Below are 18,749 nucleotides of genomic sequence, written 5' to 3' on the forward strand. Positions count from 1 at the left end.
GAGGACTTTATGGCCCGTTTCGAACTGCAAAAACTCTACATTGACGGCGGCTACAGCGACGCTGGCAGCGATGCCACCTTCGAAGCCATCAACCCGGCTAACGGTGAAGTTCTCGCCCAAGTGCAACGCGCAACCAAAGAAGACGTTGAACGTGCCGTGGTCAGCGCCGAAAAAGGCCAGAAAATCTGGGCGGCGATGACCGCCATGGAGCGTTCGCGCATCCTGCGCCGTGCCGTCGACATCCTGCGCGAGCGCAACGATGAACTGGCCGCGCTGGAAACCCTGGACACCGGCAAGTCCTTCTCCGAAACCAAGTACGTCGACATCGTCACCGGCGCTGACGTACTGGAGTATTACGCAGGCCTGGTGCCGGCCATCGAAGGCGAGCAGATCCCACTGCGCGACACGTCGTTCGTCTACACCCGCCGCGAGCCGTTGGGCGTGGTCGCGGGTATCGGCGCGTGGAACTACCCGATCCAGATCGCCCTGTGGAAATCCGCACCGGCCCTGGCCGCCGGTAACGCGATGATCTTCAAGCCCAGCGAAGTCACCTCGCTGACCACCCTGAAACTGGCCGAGATCTACACCGAAGCCGGCGTTCCGGCTGGCGTGTTCAACGTACTGACCGGCAGCGGCCGTGAAGTCGGCACCTGGCTGACCGAGCACCCGCGCATCGAGAAAGTCTCGTTCACCGGCGGCACCGACACCGGCAAGAAAGTCATGGCCAGCGCTTCCAGCTCCTCGCTGAAAGAAGTGACCATGGAACTGGGCGGCAAGTCGCCATTGATCGTGTTCGAAGACGCCGACCTGGATCGCGCGGCTGACATCGCGATGATGGCCAACTTCTACAGCTCCGGTCAGGTCTGCACCAACGGCACTCGCGTGTTTGTACCCAAACACCTGCAGGCGGCGTTCGAAGCCAAGATCGTTGAACGTGTTGCGCGCATCCGCGTTGGCAACCCGGAAGACGACAACACCAACTTCGGCCCGCTGGTCAGCTTTGCCCACATGGAAAGCGTGCTGGGCTACATCGCCAAGGGCAAAGAGCAAGGCGCCCGCCTGCTGTGCGGCGGCGACCGCCTGACCGACGGCGACTTCGCCAAAGGCGCCTTCGTGGCCCCAACGGTGTTCACCGACTGCACCGACGACATGGTCATCGTGCGTGAAGAAATCTTCGGCCCGGTGATGAGCATCCTCACCTACGAGACCGAAGAAGAAGTGATCCGCCGCGCCAACGATACCGACTTCGGCTTGGCTGCCGGCCTGGTGACCAAGGACCTGAACCGCGCCCACCGCGTGATTCATCAACTGGAAGCGGGTATCTGCTGGATCAACGCCTGGGGCGAGTCCGACGCCAAGATGCCAGTGGGTGGCTACAAGCAATCCGGTGTGGGCCGCGAGAACGGGATCAGCTCGCTGAACAACTTCACCCGCATCAAATCGGTACAGGTTGAGCTGGGCGATTACGCCTCGGTGTTCTAAACCCGAGCCTGGTGTTGCCTGCGAGGCCGCCATCGCAGGCAAGCCAGCTCCCACATTTGGAATGCGTTCCCCTGTGGGAGCGGGCTTGCCCGCGATGAGTGCGAAGCCCTCGCCTCTCCTGACCATCTCAATAGAGGGTGCATTTATGTCCCAAGAATACGATTACATCATTGTAGGTGCCGGTTCCGCCGGTAACACCCTGGCGACCCGTCTGACCGAAGACGAAGGCGTCACCGTTCTGCTGCTGGAAGCCGGCGGCCCCGACTACCGTCTTGACTTCCGTACCCAGATGCCAGCCGCCCTGGCCTTCCCGCTGCAAGGCCGCCGCTACAACTGGGCCTACGAGACCGATCCAGAGCCACACATGGACGGCCGTCGCATGGAATGCGGTCGCGGTAAGGGACTGGGTGGTTCTTCGCTGATCAACGGCATGTGCTACATCCGTGGTAACGCCATGGACTACGACAACTGGTCGAAACTGCCAGGTCTGGAAGACTGGACGTACCTGGACTGCCTGCCGTATTTCCGCAAAGCCGAAACCCGTGACATCGGCCCGAACGACTGGCACGGCGGCGATGGCCCGGTCAGCGTGACCACCCCTAAAGCCGGCAACAACCCGCTGTTCCACGCGATGGTTGAGGCTGGCGTACAAGCCGGTTACCCGCGTACCGAAGACTTGAACGGCTACCAGCAAGAAGGCTTTGGCCCGATGGACCGTACCGTGACGCCTAACGGTCGTCGCGCCAGCACCGCGCGCGGTTACCTGGACACGGCTAAAAAGCGTTCGACCCTGACCATCGTCACCCACGCCCTCACCGACAAAGTGTTGTTTGAAGGCAAGCGTGCGGTTGGCGTGCGTTACCTGATCGGCGCAGCCGAAGAGCGCGTTGAAGCCCGCGCTCGCAAGGAAGTGCTGGTGTGCAGCGGCGCAATCGCTTCGCCGCAACTGCTGCAACGCTCCGGCGTTGGCCCGGCCAAACTGCTGGAAAGCCTCGACATCCCGGTGGTACACGACCTGCCGGGCGTCGGCGAAAACCTGCAGGACCACCTTGAGCTGTACCTGCAATATGCGTGCACCCAACCGGTGTCGCTGTACCCGTCGCTGCTCTGGTACAACCAGCCGGCGATCGGTGCCGAATGGCTGTTCAACGGCACAGGCATCGGCGCCAGCAACCAGTTCGAAGCAGGCGGATTCATCCGTTCACGCCCGGAATTCGAATGGCCGAACATCCAGTACCACTTCCTGCCGGTCGCGATTAACTACAACGGCAGCAACGGCGTAAAAGAACACGGTTTCCAAGCGCACATGGGTTCCATGCGTTCGCCAAGCCGCGGCCGCATCCAGTTGAAGTCGAAGAACCCACGGGACTACCCGAGCATCCTCTTCAACTACATGGCTACCGAGCAGGACTGGCAGGAATTCCGCGACGGCATCCGCCTGACCCGTGAAATCATGCAACAGCCGGCGCTGGACCCGTACCGTGGCCGCGAAATCAGCCCGGGCATCGACGTGCAAACCGATGAGCAACTGGACAAGTTCATCCGCGAGCACGCCGAAACCGCGTTCCACCCGTCCTGCTCGTGCAAGATGGGCACCGACGAGATGGCTGTAGTGGATGGCGAAGGCCGCGTGCATGGCATGCAGGGTCTGCGTGTGGTCGATGCGTCGATCATGCCGATCATCACCACCGGCAACCTGAACGCGCCGACGATCATGATCGCCGAGAAAATCGCCGACAAGATCCGTGGCCGCCAGCCGCTGCCGCGCAGCACCGCCGACTACTACGTGGCAGGCGATGCGCCGGTGCGTGGCAAGCCGATGCGTGAAGTGGGCCCGACTGCGCAGTAACTGATACACCGCGGTGCTCCCTTCGCGAGCAAGCCCGCGCCCACATTTGATCGGGTTCACACGGTCAAAATGTGGGAGCGGGCTTGCTCGCGAAGGGGCCCGACCATTCACTGCAAAACCTCTCCTTGATCAGCTACTCTGTCTGCCTGCCCGCGACGAGCCGCCCACAAGGAAGGCCCCATGTTCGACCACCACGCCACACTCAAACAGCATTTCAGTGCCCTGCGCACCACCGCCGAATTTTTCTCCCTGCGTTACGTGCGCGAGTCCGGCCACTACCTGGCCGTACGCAAGAACGTCGCCGAACCACCCCACCTGAACCACGACGAAGGCGCCATGCTCACCGTGCGTCTCAATGGCGTGGAAGCCTACGCCGCGACCCACGACATTTCCCTGCCTGGCCTGCAAGCCGCCCTTGCGCGTGCCGAACAGCAAGCCCGGTTGATCAAGCCCCACGCGCTGCTCGACCTGCGCGACCAGCACGTCTCCAGCGATGTGGCGGACTACCTGTCCCCCGACCTTGACCAACCCTTCCCGTCCTTGAGCGACTGTTACCAACTGCTGGGTGACGAATCCGCCGCCGTGCCCAAGGACGAGCGCCTGGTGAACTGGGAAGTCAGCCTCGGCCTGACCCACGTCGAGCAGATCTACCTCAACAACGCGGGCGCCGAACTGCGTCAGGCCCAGCGCTTCGTGTTCCCCGGCGTCAACGTCACGGCCTATGACGGCAATGACAGCCAGAGCCGCACCCTGGGCGGCAGCAACTTCGGCCAACAAGGCGGCTTTGAGGTGATCAGCCGCTTCGGCCTGATCGGTGCCGCGCCACGCATCGCCGACGAAGCCCTGCAACTGCTGCTCGCACCGAACACCCCCAACGGCCCGCGCGACCTGCTGCTGATGCCCGATCAGATGATCCTGCAGATCCACGAATCCATCGGCCACCCGCTGGAGCTGGACCGCATTCTGGGGGACGAGCGCAATTACGCCGGCACCAGTTTTGTGAAGGCCAGCGACTTCGGCCATCTGCAATACGGCTCCAAATTGCTCAATGTAACGTTCGACCCAGACATCCCCGAGCAACTCGCCAGCTACCGCCATGACGACGACGGCACCCGCGCCAGCAAGCAGTTCCTGATCCGCGAAGGGCGGTTGCTCAAACCGCTGGGCGGGGCGCTGTCGCAATACCGCTCCGGCATGCCAGGCGTGGCCAACAGCCGGGCCAGCAGTTGGAACCGTGCACCCATCGACCGCATGGCCAACCTCAACATCGAAGCTGGCGACAAGAGCCTTGCACAACTAATCGGCGGCATAGAAAACGGCATCCTGATGTCGACCAACCGTTCATGGTCCATCGACGATGCGCGCAATAAATTCCAGTTCGGCTGTGAATGGGGCCAGTTGATCGAAAACGGTGAGCTGAAAGGTGTGGTGAAGAACCCCAACTACCGGGCTATTTCCGCACACTTCTGGCGCAATCTCAGTGCGGTTGGCGATGCCAGCACCTTCAAGGTCCTGGGCACACCGAACTGCGGCAAAGGCGAACCTAACCAGGTGATCCGCGTCGGCCATGCGTCGCCCGCCTGCGTATTCAGTGATGTCGACGTATTTGGGGGAGACGCCTGATGAACAACTTCAAGGCATTGGTGGAGTGGCTCAAGCACGCCATCACCGATCGCGAACAATTCCACCTGGGCTATGCGGATGAAGCGTCCGAGTTCGTACGCTTCAACCACGCCAAGGTGCGCCAGGCCGGCCAGGTGCAACAGGCCAGCGTCAACCTGAAACTGATCAACGACGGCCGCCACGCCGACCTGGGCATCACCCTCGCCGGCGAGCCGGAGTTGGACCGCCAACGCTTGGCCGCTGGCCTGAAACAGCTGCGTGAAACCCTGCCGTTGCTGCCCCAGGATCCGTACCTGTTGCTGAACCACAACGCCTGGCAAAGCAACAACGCACACCCCCGACCGCTGCCGGCACTGGCTCAGGTACTGGAAGAGATCAGCCAGGCCGCGCAAGGCGTCGACCTGGTCGGTTTCTATGCGGCGGGCCCCATCAGCCGAGGCTTCGCCAGTTCGTCGGGCGCCTTCGGCTGGCACCAGGCCAATAGTTTCAACTTCGATTTCAGCCTGTTCCACGCCAATGGCGAAGCGGTGAAAGCCAGCTACGCCGGACACACCTGGGACAGCGCCGAGTTTGCCGCGCGCTTCCAGCAGGCCCGCGAACAGCTTGAGTTCCTCGGCCGCCCACTGCACAAGCTGGCACCTGGACAATACCGCGCTTACCTCGCCCCGGCGGCGATTGAAGAAATCATCAGCCTCATCACCTGGGGCGGGTTTTCCGCCCAGGCCATCGCCAGCAAGGGCAGCTCGCTGCAAAAGCTGTATGCCGGCGAACAGTCCCTGAGCCCGCTGGTGACGGTGGCTGAACAGATCAGCGGTTCCCTGAGCCAGGCGTTTTCCACCGAAGGTTACCCACGCGGCGATGTCACGCTGATCAAGGCGGGGAAAGCCGATGGCCAACTGGTCAACTCACGCAGCGCTGCCGAATACGGCTTGAGCACCAATGGCGCGAGCAGTGATGAATCGCCCAGCGCCTTGCAGATGGCTGCCGGTAGCCTGGCCCAGGCCGATATTCTCAAGCAGTTGGGCACCGGGCTGTACATCAGCAACCTGTGGTACCTGAACTACTCGGACCTGCCGGCGGCACGCCTGACCGGCATGACGCGCTTCGCCACCTTCTGGGTGGAAGACGGCGAGATCAAGGCGCCGGTCAGCACCATGCGCTTTGATGACAGCGTCTACAACCTGCTCGGCTCGCAGTTGGAAGCCCTGACCGCCGATCGGGAACTGCTGTTGTCGGCCAGCACCTATGGCCAGCGCAACACCGCTTCCAATCTGCTGCCGGGCGCCCTGATCAAACGCTTGACCCTGACCCTCTAGACCCATCCCTTGCAGGAACCGGCATCCCGGCTCCTGCAAGGGATTTCTCCTGCATCGAGATATAGGCAAACACCCCTGCATCTCGGAACAGTCTTATTTCAAAATATCCGATCATTCACCTCCGGTAACGCATCACCTCACAGGCAACCGGAACGCATCACTGCCACTGGCCACTGACTGAGCGTCACTCCATCGGTCAGAGAACGCCCATGCACTTAGGAATATCACCGCTCTTCAGCGGCTACTCGTCACAACCCAGTCGCTTTCAGCACGCTCCCATGACTTATCAGCGTTACGCGTCAACTTCAGACACGTCACGGTTTCCGCCAGCGGAAAAAACATTCTTTTCTGATAAAGGCAAACATCAGCCACCCGATGACCTCTGGTCAGGGTTGTATGCAACGTATGAGCATTATCCCTTTATGGGCGCTGACGACCACGATGATTGGGTGGCGGGAATCAAAGCCGCCATGTCGGGACTCGGCCAAAGCCCGTTGAGTGTCTTCGATGAAGTAGCCGCCACCGGACAGGGTTACAACATCACCATGAAGGATGGCTTCAAACTGCATATCTCCCACAAAGAGTTAACGCAGGCAGGAGACTATGCGAAGTTCTCAGGCAATGACGCGGGGATGGTAAAAGACGCACGCTTTATGTTTGCAGTCATGATTAAGCGCAAACACGTCGAAGCCGAACTCGATCAGGAAAAAATTGGCTATCGCATCGACCTGCATAAAAAGAGTTTCGGGGCGACGCTGCAAGCAGCCGACGACGGCATCGGCGGGCATGCGGCCCTGACACTGTTGGGACTCGGCTACCAGCTGCAACACGTGTGGTCTCAGACCGCTGGAAACCAGGTCGCCGTGCCGGCCATGAAAGTGTTCGGGCATAAGCGCGGCATGATAAAGGACGGCGCCATGGAATCGTACGGGCATAAGCAGCCGGTGCCCAAATGGATAGAGAGTTTCATAGTACTCAAGGAGCCGCCCCGCTCACCGCCGCCCCTGGCCCCCACTGCCGCCGTTAAACCGTTCACCTTCGAGCTGGATCCTGAGCCCGATGCCGAGGTTGAGACCGCCAAGGCGCTTCCTGACCTGTCTTCAAAAAGGAACGGACAGAAACCCGATGACCCCTTGCTGGGGTTCCACACACAAAGGCCTTATGGCTTCCAAGGCGAGACAGCCACTCATGCCGATGTCATCAAGCTACTGATGTCCCGATTCGGGCAAAGCCCGACCGATGTCTTTTCACGCGTGACGTTCACAGACAATAGTTACCAGGTCACTTTCAGGGATGGATTTGAACTGCAGCTCTCCCGCGCGGAACTGGAACTTGCCAGTGAGCAGTCGTTATTCCTGGGCAAGGACGAAGGGCTGCTCAAGGATGCACATTTCATCTTCGCTGCGTATATCAAGCGCCAACAACTTCAACCGCCCCGCCCTTCCTTCGGGCTCAGTTTCGAGGCAGCACTGGAGGGCAACCTTCACGGTCGTACCGTCAAAAACATTCTGGAAGGCATGGGCGTCACTCGCTCCATTAAATACGTAGAGCGGGCGGGTGATGCACAGGGCCTGGTGTTGATGATTGGAAGCAACGCCGGCGGGTTATTCCAGGACGGCCTATTGGCCAAAGAAGGGAAAATACTGCCCGAGCAAGGTGCAACCCAAACACATGGGTACCAACTCGTGTAATCAACGGTTATGCCAAGGTCTCTCAATCCAACATCATTCATGGGCCACTCACTTATGCAGCTCAACATCGCTTCGCCTGTTAACTCAAACTTCGCCATCCCCTACGACAATAGTCGCGTCAATAACCGCCACATGAACAACGGTCAGTACGAGGCTTATTACACTCAAGGAGATGAAAACCCAGCCATCCCACCCCGCTCCGTGACCGATTCGGGTATTCGACCCAAAAATATATGGGGCGACTTCTTTCAAGTCGCCGAGGGAAATTGTGTCACCGTCTCTGCCATCAAAGCGGCAATGGTCAAGTTCGGCAGTCACCCGAGGGGGATTTTCAACCAGGTGACAAAGACCCCAGCAGGCTACGAGATCTTGATGAAAGACAACGTCAGTGTCTCCCTCACCCATGAAGAGCTTAGGCAGGCAGGAGACAAAGCAGGATTCCTCGGCAGGGGCACGGTCTTGCAGCATGCGATTTTTTTGTATGCCGCCAGCGCAAAGCGCGCCCAGCTCGAAAATAATGACGGCCGGGCCGTGCGCAGTTTTGACGCCGCGATGCAGACACTCAACGACGGTGAACACCCTGGCGAAGCGTTAACGCGCCTGGGGCTCAAGCAGCACTTTCGCCGGGGCACGGTGGAGGCATTGAAAAACGGTGCAATCGGCACGCTCGCCGACGCCAGGCATTCGGTTGCCGTCGTTGATGGTCATATGGATCTGTGGGGCATTAGGAGACGACTTGCCAACTCGGATTGGGAAAGCGCCCCGGTTGCATTGATCCTGGTTTGAATATCCCCGCTTGCCTGCTGGGGCGTTGTGTCCGACAGGTAATTTCCTTGCGCCTGGAAGAACCGTCTCATCCTCCGAAAATTGGCCGCTTGCCCGGTTGTTCGCCTCCAGATTCCCCGTTATAACGGTTGGTGGCATCCCGCCAACCACCCCACGTGCCCGCACGTGATGCATGACCTTGCCTGGTAAACGGCAAGCTGGAGCGTTGACATGAACCATGGAAGTTTTGTCATTGAAAAGCTGTTCAAGCACTACAACGTTCATGTTGAGCAGCTAGGAAACGATTCGGAAAAGAAGACCGTACTGATGGTAAACGGTGCGCTGTCCACCACGCGCTCATTTGCGCGCACCAGCAAATGCCTGGCGGAACACTTCAATGTGTTGCTGTTCGACTTGCCATTCTCCGGCTACTCACGCGAGCACAACACTGACCTCGACCTGGTGACCAAGGACGACGAGGTGCAAATCCTGCGCGCCCTGGTCGAGCGCTTCCAGGTCAACCATCTGGTGTCGGCCTCGTGGGGCGGTATCTCCACGCTGCTGACCCTGGCGCACAACCCACCCTCCATCGAAAGCTCGGTAGTGATGGCCCTGGCGCCCAACCTCAACCAAGCCATGCTCGACTATGTGGAGCGTGTACGCGTACTGATCGAGGCCGACGACAAGTCTGCCGTCGGCCACTTGCTCAATGAAACCGTGGGCAAATACCTGTCACCTCGGCTCAAGCGCAACAACCATCGGCACCTGTCGAGCATGGCGACCACCGAATATCGCCAGGCGCGTTTTCATATCCACCAGGTACTGGCTTTGGGTGATGGCAACTACCTGCCGGCACTCAAGCAGATTGAAACACCGGTGCACTTCCTCAACGGCGCGCTGGACGAATACACCCCCGCCGCCGAGGCGCAGCTATTCAAGCACTACGTGGGGCGCAGCAGCTTTGCTGTGGCCGAACATACTGGGCATTTGCTCGACCTCGAGTCCAGCGAAGCCGCCGTGGCGGTGCACCGCGAACTGCTGGATTTCCTGGTGGGAAAAGGAGCGACGGATGGCGCATAATCGCCAACACATAGCCTGCTAACAAAAGGTTTTCCATGCCCAACCGCGTTCCGCTTGATGCCAAGACCGCCCGCTGGCTGCCGTGGGTAGTAGCGATTGCCTTCTTCATGCAGTCGCTGGACGGGACGATCCTGAACACCGCACTGCCGGCCATGGCCCGGGACCTCGCGGAAAACCCGCTGCGCATGCAAGGGGTGGTGATCGCCTACATGCTCACCGTCGCCTTGCTGATCCCGGCCTCGGGCTGGATCGCCGACCGCTTCGGCACCAAGAAAATCTTCTTCGGCGCAATCATGCTGTTCAGCATTGGCTCGCTGCTGTGCGCCTTGTCCAGCAGCTTGAGCATGCTGGTGGGCGCACGGGTGATCCAGGGGTTGGGCGGTGCGCTGATGCTGCCGGTGGGACGGTTGGTGGTGTTACGCGCGTACCCCCGCTCCGAACTGGTACGTATCATGGGCTTCATTACCATCCCCGGGCTGCTCGGCCCGTTGCTCGGGCCGACCATGGGCGGCTGGATGGTGCAATACCTGACCTGGCACTGGATCTTCTTGATCAACTTGCCGGTGGGCATGATCGGCTGCTACGCCGTGTGGAAATTTATCCCCGACCTGCGCGGCAGTGAGCGCACGCGATTCGATGGGATCGGCTTCCTGTTGTTTGGCGCCGCGATGGTGCTGATCACCATCGCCATGGAAGGCCTGGGCGAATTGCACCTGCCGCACCTGCGCGTGATGTTGCTGCTGTTCGGCGGGTTTGCCTGCCTCGCGGCGTATTGGCTACGCGCCGGGCATATCGATAACCCGTTGTTTTCGCCGGTGCTGTTCAAGACCCGTACCTTTGCCGTGGGCATTCTCGGTAACCTGTTTGCGCGCCTGGGCAGCGGCGCCCTGCCGTTCCTGGTACCGCTGCTGTTGCAGGTAGCGCTGGGTTATTCGCCGTCGGAAGCCGGGATGAGCATGTTACCCCTGGCGGCGGCGGCGATGTTTGCCAAGTCCGTCGCAAGGCCGCTGATCGAACGCCTGGGCTACCGCATCGTGCTGACCGGCAACACCCTGGCGCTAGGCATCATGCTGGCGAGCATGGGGCTGGTCACTGAAAACACGCCGTACCCGCTGCTGCTGGGGATGCTGGCGGTACTGGGGGCGATCAACTCCCTGCAATTCACCGCAATGAACACCGTCACGTTGATCGACCTTGATGACGCCCAGGCCAGCAGCGGCAACAGTTTGCTGTCGGTGGTGGCGCAACTGTCGCTCAGCCTCGGGGTGGCGTGCGCCGGTGCATTGCTGGGTGGGTTTACGGCCGAAACCGGCAACGATGGTGTGGAAAGCGTACTCGGCGCCTTCCAGCTGACCTTCCTCACCGTGGGCATCATGGCGATGCTGGCGGCGGCGATCTTCCTGCAATTGTCGCCAAAAGACGGCAAACGTGTGGCCAGCCCGGAGCAGCACATCGAGCATTAACAGGCTTCTCGTCTAGAACTTGCAGGGAAATTCCCACGAGGCTGGTACACTGCGCGACATTTTGTTTTGCAGAGCCAGTCCCGTGACTACCATCGCCACCGCTTTTAATACTTTGCCCCTGTCCGCCGCCATGCTGGCTAACCTCGACTCGCTGGGTTATGTCGAGATGACGCAGATCCAGGCGCAAAGCTTGCCGGTGATCCTCAAAGGGCTGGACCTGATTGCCCAGGCCAAGACCGGCAGCGGCAAGACCGCCGCGTTCGGCATCGGCCTGTTGAACCCGATCAACCCGCGCTACTTCGGCTGCCAGGCGCTGGTGATGTGCCCGACCCGTGAGCTGGCCGACCAGGTCGCCAAGGAAATCCGTCGCCTGGCCCGTGCCGAAGACAACATCAAGGTGCTGACCCTGTGCGGCGGCGTGTCCCTCGGCCCACAGATCGCTTCCCTGGAACACGGCGCCCACGTCATCGTCGGCACCCCGGGCCGTATCCAGCAGCACCTGCGCAAGGGTTCGCTGGTACTCGACGGCCTGAACACGCTGATCCTCGACGAAGCCGACCGCATGCTCGACATGGGCTTCTACGACGCCATCGAAGACATCATCAGCAAGACCCCGCCGCGCCGCCAGACCCTGCTGTTCTCGGCCACCTATCCGGTGAGCATCAAGCAGTTGGCCTCGAAATTCATGCGCGCGCCGCAGCAAGTGAAGGCCGAAGCCTTCCACTCCGACGACCAGATCGAGCAGCGTTTCTACGAGATCTCGCCGGAAGAGCGCATGGACGCCGTGACCAAGGTACTGGCGCACTTCCGCCCGGCATCGTGCGTGGCGTTCTGCTTTACCAAGCAGCAAGTGCAGGAAACCGTGGATCACCTGACGTCCAAGGGCATTTCCGCCGTTGGCCTGCATGGCGACCTGGAACAGCGCGACCGTGACCAGGTGCTGGCGATGTTCGCCAACCGCAGTACCTCGGTGCTCGTTGCCACCGACGTGGCCGCCCGCGGCCTGGACATTGACTCGCTGGACATGGTGATCAACGTCGAACTGGCCCGCGACTCGGAAATCCACATCCACCGCGTCGGCCGTACCGGGCGCGCCGGTGAGACCGGCATCGCGATCAGCCTGGTGGCACCGTCCGAAGCGCACCGCGCCCAAGCGATCGAGCAGTTGCAGAAGTCGCCGTTGAACTGGGACCAACTGGACAACCTCAAGCCGCAAAGCGGTGGTCCGTTGCTGCCGGTGATGAGCACCCTGTGCATTGCTGCCGGGCGCAAAGACAAGGTTCGCCCAGGCGACATCCTCGGCGCGCTGACCGGTGATGCTGGCATTCCGGGGGCCCAGGTTGGCAAGATCGCGATCTTTGATTTCCAGGCATTCGTGGCCGTGGAGCGCGGGATCGCCAAGCAGGCATTGCAGCGTTTGAATGACGGCAAGATCAAAGGCCGTTCGTTGCGCGTGCGGATCCTGTAAAGCTCTCAAGCCATACAGAGATCAAAATGTGGGAGCTGGCTTGCCTGCGATAGCGGTGGCACATTCACTGAATAGGTTGAATGGGCCGCCCTCATCGCAGGCAAGCCAGCTCCCACATTTGATTGCATTTCAGATCGATATTTTGTGAGGACATTGCTGTGCGCTCGACCGAAGTTGTGATCATTGGTGCCGGCGCCGCAGGCTTGATGTGCGCACTGACCGCCGCCGGGCGTGGGCGCAAGGTGATGCTGATCGACCATGCAAACAAGGCCGGCAAGAAGATCCTGATGTCCGGCGGTGGCCGCTGCAATTTCACCAATATGTACACCGAGCCGGCCAATTTCCTTTCGCACAACGCGCACTTCTGCAAGTCCGCCCTGGCGCGCTACACCCAGTGGGATTTTATCGGCCTGGTGGCCAAGCACGGCGTGCCGTACCACGAGAAAAAGCTCGGCCAGCTGTTCTGCGATAACAAATCCAGCGACATCCTCGGCATGCTGCTCGACGAGTGCATCCAGACGGGCGTGGAGATGCACCTGGACACCTCGATCCAGGAGATCGCCAAAGTCGACAGTGGTTACCAGTTGCAGACCACGCTGGGTGAGCTGCGCTGCGAGTCGTTGGTGATTGCCACGGGCGGCTTGTCGATTCCAACCCTCGGCGCGACCGGTTTCGGCTATCAAGTCGCCAAACAATTCGGTCATGAGCTGCTACCAACCCGCGCCGGGCTGGTGCCGTTCACCATCACCGACCAGCTCAAGGACTTGTGCGCAGAGCTGTCTGGCACCTCGGTGGATTGCCTGGTCAGCTGCAACGACCAGAGCTTTCGCGAGAACATCCTGTTTACCCACCGCGGCCTGAGCGGGCCGGCGATTTTGCAAATTTCCTCGTACTGGGAGTCCGGCGACACGGTGGAGATCAACCTGCTGCCCGACCACGACGCCCACAGCTGGCTGCAACAGCAACAGACCGAGCGCCCTAACAGCGAGCTGAAAACCCTGCTGGGTGAGATCTTCACCAAGAAGATGGCCAACCTGCTGGCGGAAACCTGGTTTGTGTCCAAGCCGATGAAGCAGTACACCCATGCCGAGATTGCCGATATCGCGCAAAAGATTGGCAGTTGGCAACTGGTGCCGGCGGGCACCGAGGGCTATCGCACCGCCGAGGTGACGCTGGGTGGGGTGGATACGCGGGAAGTGTCTTCCAAGACCATGGAGTCGCTGAAAAGCCCTGGTTTGTACTTTATTGGTGAAGTGTTGGATGTAACCGGTCACCTGGGTGGCTTTAACTTCCAATGGGCGTGGGCCTCAGGTTACGCGGCCGCACAGTACGCCTGACGAAAGGATGTACTCGGTCAAAATGGGGTGTGGCTGGAATAAATTTTGCTGTTAGATGTGATCGCTACGCTTGCCGTGGCGTCCTTGATAGCTCAATTTAACGGCATCGTCCCGGAAGACTCCAGACTTCATGTCATCGACCTCGTTCAAGCAGTCCATGCGGCGCCTGTGGGCGCTGGATAAATTCAGCTACAGCATTCGGGTGTTCATCGCCCTCACCGGCAGCATGGCGTTGTGCTGGTACCAAGATGAAATGACGCTGCTGATCCCGCTGTTCCTGGGGATTATCGCCAGTGCACTGGCCGAGACCGATGACAGTTGGCAGGGCCGCCTCAACGCCCTGGCAGTCACGCTGGTGTGTTTCAGCATCGCCGCACTGTCGGTGGAGCTGCTGTTCCCTTATCCCTGGATCTTCGCGATCTCCCTGGCACTGGCCACCTTCTGCCTGACCATGCTCGGCGCCTTGGGCGAACGTTATGGCGCGATTGCCTCGGCGACATTGATTCTGTCGGTGTACACCATGATCGGTGTGGACCAGCGCGGTGGCGCCGTCTCGGACTTTTGGCATGAGCCGCTGCTGTTGGTGGCCGGCGCCGCCTGGTACGGCGTGCTGTCAGTCCTGTGGCAGGCGCTGTTTTCCAACCAGCCGGTGCAGCAGAGTCTGGCGCGGTTGTTTCGCGAACTGGGGCGTTACCTCAAGCTCAAGTCGTCACTGTTTGAACCGATTCGCCAGTTGGATGTAGAGGCGCGACGCCTGGAACTGGCCCAGCAAAACGGCCGGGTGGTGGCGGCGCTCAATGCGGCGAAGGAAATCATCCTGCACCGCGTGGGCAATGGCCGCCCAGGCTCGAAAGTCAGCCGTTACCTGAAGCTGTACTTCCTCGCCCAGGACATCCACGAACGCGCCAGCTCATCCCACTACCCTTACAACGCGCTGGCCGAAGCCTTCTTCCACAGTGACGTGCTGTTCCGTTGCCAGCGCCTGCTGCGTCAACAGGGCAAGGCCTGCCAGGCCCTCGCCGAGTCGATCCAACTGCGCCAGCCGTTCATCTATGACGACAGCTTCGCCGAAGCGCTGGGCGACTTGAATGCGTCCCTGGAACACCTGCGCATCCAGAGCAACCCCGCCTGGCGCGGCCTGCTGCGGTCGTTGCGCGCCCTCGCGGCCAACCTGTCCACACTCGACCGCCTGCTGGGCGACGCCAGTAACCCCGACAGGCTGGCTGATGCCACCGACAGCAACCTGCTGGACCGTGCGCCGCGCAACCTCAAGGAAATGTGGACGCGGTTGCGCACCCAACTCACGCCAACATCACTGCTGTTCCGCCATGCCTTGCGCCTGTCCCTGGCGTTGACCATTGGCTACGGCACCCTGCATGCCATCCACGCTTCCCAGGGCTACTGGATCATCCTCACCACGCTGTTCGTGTGCCAGCCCAACTACGGCGCGACACGGCGCAAGCTCGGCCAACGGATCATCGGCACCGCCATCGGCCTCACTGTGGCCTGGGCACTGTTCGACCTGTTCCCGAGCCCCCTGGTGCAGTCGATGTTCGCCATCGCCGCCGGCCTGGTGTTCTTTATCAACCGTACGACCCGCTACACGCTGGCCACGGCCGCCATCACCCTGATGGTGCTGTTCTGCTTCAACCAGGTGGGTGATGGTTACGGGCTATTCCTGCCACGCCTGTTCGATACCTTGCTCGGCAGCTTGATTGCGGGCCTGGCGGTATTCCTGTTCCTGCCGGACTGGCAGGGCCGACGCCTGAACAAGGTGCTGGCCAACACCCTGACCTGCAACAGCATCTACCTGCGTCAGATCATGCAGCAATACGCCGCCGGCAAGAGCGACGACCTGGCCTACCGCCTGGCCCGTCGCAATGCGCACAACGCCGATGCGGCGCTGTCCACCACCTTGGCGAACATGCTGATGGAGCCTGGGCACTTCCGGAAGGAGGCGGACGTAGGATTCCGCTTCCTGGTGCTGTCGCACACCTTGCTCAGTTACTTGTCAGGGCTGGGTGCGCATCGCGAAACACAGTTGCCGGCCGAGGTGCGCGAGCATCTGATCGACGGCGCCGGCAATACCTTGGCGGCGAGCATCGATGAAATCGCTACAGGGCTGGCGAACAAACAGCCGATTGCGATTCAAAGCGATGCCGAGGAAGCGTTGGCGGCCGATCTGGAGCAGATGCCGGATGAGATTGATGAAGGGCAGCGGTTGGTGCAAACGCAGTTGGCGTTGATTTGTCGGCAGTTGGGGCCACTGCGCACGTTGGCGGCGCATCTGATCAAAGATACCAGCGCGGTCTAAACCGCTTGCTCGCGAAGAGGCCCGCGGGAGCCCTACATCCCATGCTGCTTCATCAACCGCGCATAACTCCCATCCGCCTTCATCCTGGCAATTTCCCGATCAAAGCTGGCGACAATCTGCGCATGCTCAGGGTTTTTCAGGCTGACCAGAATATGCAGGCTGTTTTCACTTAGCGGCTTGGGTAAAAACTCCACCGCATCGCGCACCCGTGCCGACTCCCGGGAAAGGAAAAAACGCGCCACATATTCATCCTCCACCGTCATCCGAACCCGCTGCGCCGCGAGCATACGCACGGCCATGGCGAAGTTATGCACTGGGACTTTCTGCAACTGCGCATCCCCATCGAACGCCGCCGAATAGGCATACCCGCGCACCACAGCGATGGGATAGTCGTGCAGCTGCTCTAGGTTCTGGAAATCGATGGGGTCGTCGCGGCGCTTGATGAAACGCACGCGGTTGAGCAGGTACTCGCCGGAGAACTGCCCCAGTTGAGTGCGAGCATCGTCGTACCAGGCGTTGACCAGCACGTCGTAGCGCCCATCGCCCACGCCCATCAACGCACGGGCCCAGGGCACCTGTTCAAAATCACTGGCATAACCCGCACGGGCCAACGCGGTGCTGACGATATCGGTGGCAAGCCCGCCGTTGATCAATGTGGCGTCAGTAAAAGGTGGCCATGCATCCGCTACCAGGCGCAAACGCTGTGCAAATGCAGGCTGGGCCAGCAACAACACTCCAATCAAAGCAACGGCACGAGAGAATCGCGGCATGCTCAAGTCCTAGGCAGGCAGGCGGTGGCCTTAGCTCAGGCAGCGCCTGAGGTTCTAACAGTAGCTCAGATTACACAAAGAAACCGGTGCCGAGCGCACTCAATGATGGCAATTTGATTTCACTCACAAAAATAACGGATTTAGACACACACGGCGGTCGCGCTTACTATCCGGAACAGACATTTATAAGAGAACACGTCATGACAGTTGAATGGGTCTGCAAACATCACGACGACTTGGGCAAGGAGCAGCTTTACGCCATCTTGCGCTTGCGCAACGAGGTCTTTGTCGTGGAGCAAAAATGCCTTTACCAGGATCTTGACGGGCAGGACTTGTCGGGCGACACACACCACCTGATGGCCTGGCAGGATGATCAACTCGTGGCGTACCTGCGCCTGCTGGACCCGGAGTCCCAGGGCGGCGATGTGGTGATCGGCCGAGTGATTGTGGCGCCCGTGGCGCGCGGCACCGGGCTGGGGCATCGGATGATGGAAGAGACGCTGGAGCGGATTGCCGATATATGGCCGCAGACGCCGATATTTCTGTCAGCCCAGGCGCATTTGCAGGGGTACTACGGGCGGTATGGGTTCGTGGTGGCGGGTGACGAATACCTTGAGGATGATATTCCACACATTGGTATGCGGCGCGCTTGAGGGCCTCATCGCAGGCAAGCCAGCTCCCACACTTGAGTGTACTCACACGTCAAAAATGTGGGAGCGGGCTTGCCCGCGATAGCGTCAGCCCAGTCGCCGCCGACCTTCAGGGATAACCCAACACCTGCTTGATCACCGCCAGATTCTTCTCGATCCAAACCCGATCAATCGCCCCCCAGTTGCGAATCCGATAGTGCCCCGCATGATTGCGCGCACCGTCTTCCTGCTCGAACTCACACACGATATCCAGATCGGCCAACGCCGCAATCGTATCCTGCGCCGTGCGCCGGGGCATGCCGGTGGCGTCGGTCAGCGCCGGGACGTTGCTCGCCTGCCCACTGTCGATCAAGTAGGCCACATACAGGCGGCGGTAAAAGCTGCTCTTGGTCTTGCTCACATCCATGGTCGGTCACCTTGTGCGGTCAGGGTTTGCCCTGCAGGTCGCGGTACGTGAGGTAGACCCGCAGGTCGAATTCCACCTGATGGTAGCCCGGCATCATGTACTCACAGAGTTTGTAGAACGCCTTGTTGTGGTCCGATTCCTTGAAGTGGGCCAGTTCGTGCACCACGATCATGCGCAGGAACTCTGGCGCGGCCTCCTTGAACAGCGCGGCAATGCGGATCTCTTTCTTGGATTTCAGATTGCCGCCCTGTACCCGCGAGATCGTGGTGTGCAGGCCGAGGGCGCGGTGGGTCAGGTCCAGGCGGTTATCGAACAACACTTTGTCGATGGCCGGCGCATTACGCAGGTGTTCCTGCTTCAAGGCCAACGCGTACGCGTACAGGGCCTTGTCGCTCTGCACGGCGTGGCGTTCAGGGTAACGTTGCTCCAGGTAAGCACCCAACTGGTCCTTGGCGATCAGCTGGCGCACTTGCTCTTGGAGAGCTGTGGGATAAGCCTGGAGGTACTTCAGCGCGGTCATGGGGTCTGCAACAGG

15 protein-coding genes are annotated in these 18,749 nt (G+C 60.4%); 12 read left to right on the forward strand and 3 right to left on the reverse strand.

Annotation, left to right across the window (positions count from 1 at the left end; translation table 11 throughout):
• The first annotated feature begins 9 nt into the window (after positions 1–9).
• The 11 genes from betB to yccS all read left to right on the forward strand — a co-directional run bounded on the left by betB (position 10) and on the right by yccS (position 16,388).
• Complete coding sequence (gene betB, locus AB4O35_RS03695; RefSeq protein WP_065871879.1) at positions 10–1,482, forward strand: betaine-aldehyde dehydrogenase; 1,473 nt, start codon at positions 10–12, stop codon at positions 1,480–1,482.
• Between the two features lie 145 nt (positions 1,483–1,627).
• On the forward strand, positions 1,628–3,331 hold the full coding sequence (gene betA / locus AB4O35_RS03700; RefSeq protein WP_065871880.1) for a choline dehydrogenase: 1,704 nt from the start codon (positions 1,628–1,630) through the stop codon (positions 3,329–3,331).
• A 180-nt stretch (positions 3,332–3,511) separates the two neighbouring features.
• On the forward strand, positions 3,512–4,954 hold the full coding sequence (locus tag AB4O35_RS03705; RefSeq protein WP_065871881.1) for a TldD/PmbA family protein: 1,443 nt from the start codon (positions 3,512–3,514) through the stop codon (positions 4,952–4,954).
• The gene (locus AB4O35_RS03710; protein ID WP_065871882.1) at positions 4,954–6,270 is read left to right on the forward strand and encodes a TldD/PmbA family protein; all 1,317 of its coding nucleotides are present in this window, start codon (positions 4,954–4,956) and stop codon (positions 6,268–6,270) included. Before AB4O35_RS03705 ends, AB4O35_RS03710 begins: the two co-directional genes overlap by 1 nt.
• 278 nt (positions 6,271–6,548) lie before the next feature.
• Positions 6,549–7,961 (forward strand): hypothetical protein, encoded by a 1,413-nt coding sequence (locus tag AB4O35_RS03715; RefSeq protein WP_139115305.1) that lies wholly within the window; start codon positions 6,549–6,551, stop codon positions 7,959–7,961.
• A gap of 54 nt (positions 7,962–8,015) precedes the next feature.
• Complete coding sequence (locus AB4O35_RS03720) at positions 8,016–8,747, forward strand: hypothetical protein (protein ID WP_065871884.1); 732 nt, start codon at positions 8,016–8,018, stop codon at positions 8,745–8,747.
• A gap of 210 nt (positions 8,748–8,957) precedes the next feature.
• A complete protein-coding gene (locus tag AB4O35_RS03725; protein WP_065871885.1) occupies positions 8,958–9,806 on the forward strand; it encodes an alpha/beta fold hydrolase in 849 nt (282 codons plus the stop codon).
• A gap of 35 nt (positions 9,807–9,841) precedes the next feature.
• Complete coding sequence (gene mdtD, locus AB4O35_RS03730; protein ID WP_065871886.1) at positions 9,842–11,269, forward strand: multidrug transporter subunit MdtD; 1,428 nt, start codon at positions 9,842–9,844, stop codon at positions 11,267–11,269.
• A gap of 130 nt (positions 11,270–11,399) precedes the next feature.
• Entirely contained in the window at positions 11,400–12,737 is a 1,338-nt protein-coding gene (dbpA, locus tag AB4O35_RS03735; protein WP_231982804.1) for an ATP-dependent RNA helicase DbpA, read from the forward strand.
• A gap of 158 nt (positions 12,738–12,895) precedes the next feature.
• The gene (locus AB4O35_RS03740) at positions 12,896–14,074 is read left to right on the forward strand and encodes a BaiN/RdsA family NAD(P)/FAD-dependent oxidoreductase (protein ID WP_065909964.1); all 1,179 of its coding nucleotides are present in this window, start codon (positions 12,896–12,898) and stop codon (positions 14,072–14,074) included.
• Positions 14,075–14,204: 130 nt separating this feature from the next.
• Entirely contained in the window at positions 14,205–16,388 is a 2,184-nt protein-coding gene (yccS, locus tag AB4O35_RS03745; RefSeq protein ID WP_065871888.1) for a YccS family putative transporter, read from the forward strand.
• Between the two features lie 32 nt (positions 16,389–16,420).
• Here the strand turns inward: yccS and AB4O35_RS03750 are convergent, their stop codons facing one another.
• Positions 16,421–17,158, reverse strand: a complete 738-nt coding sequence (locus AB4O35_RS03750) for a substrate-binding periplasmic protein (protein ID WP_065871889.1) — start codon at positions 17,156–17,158, stop codon at positions 16,421–16,423.
• A 200-nt stretch (positions 17,159–17,358) separates the two neighbouring features.
• Between AB4O35_RS03750 and AB4O35_RS03755 the strand changes: the two genes are divergently transcribed.
• On the forward strand, positions 17,359–17,811 hold the full coding sequence (locus AB4O35_RS03755) for a GNAT family N-acetyltransferase (RefSeq protein WP_065871890.1): 453 nt from the start codon (positions 17,359–17,361) through the stop codon (positions 17,809–17,811).
• Positions 17,812–17,917: 106 nt separating this feature from the next.
• On the opposite strand, the gene AB4O35_RS03760 is transcribed toward AB4O35_RS03755, so the two are convergent.
• Together AB4O35_RS03760 and AB4O35_RS03765 are read right to left on the reverse strand one after the other, a co-directional pair.
• Positions 17,918–18,214 (reverse strand): winged helix-turn-helix domain-containing protein, encoded by a 297-nt coding sequence (locus tag AB4O35_RS03760; RefSeq protein WP_065909968.1) that lies wholly within the window; start codon positions 18,212–18,214, stop codon positions 17,918–17,920.
• A gap of 19 nt (positions 18,215–18,233) precedes the next feature.
• Positions 18,234–18,734 (reverse strand): M48 metallopeptidase family protein, encoded by a 501-nt coding sequence (locus AB4O35_RS03765; protein ID WP_065871892.1) that lies wholly within the window; start codon positions 18,732–18,734, stop codon positions 18,234–18,236.
• Positions 18,735–18,749: the final 15 nt, after the last annotated feature.

The organism is Pseudomonas sp. H1_A03 (assembly GCF_054685145.1).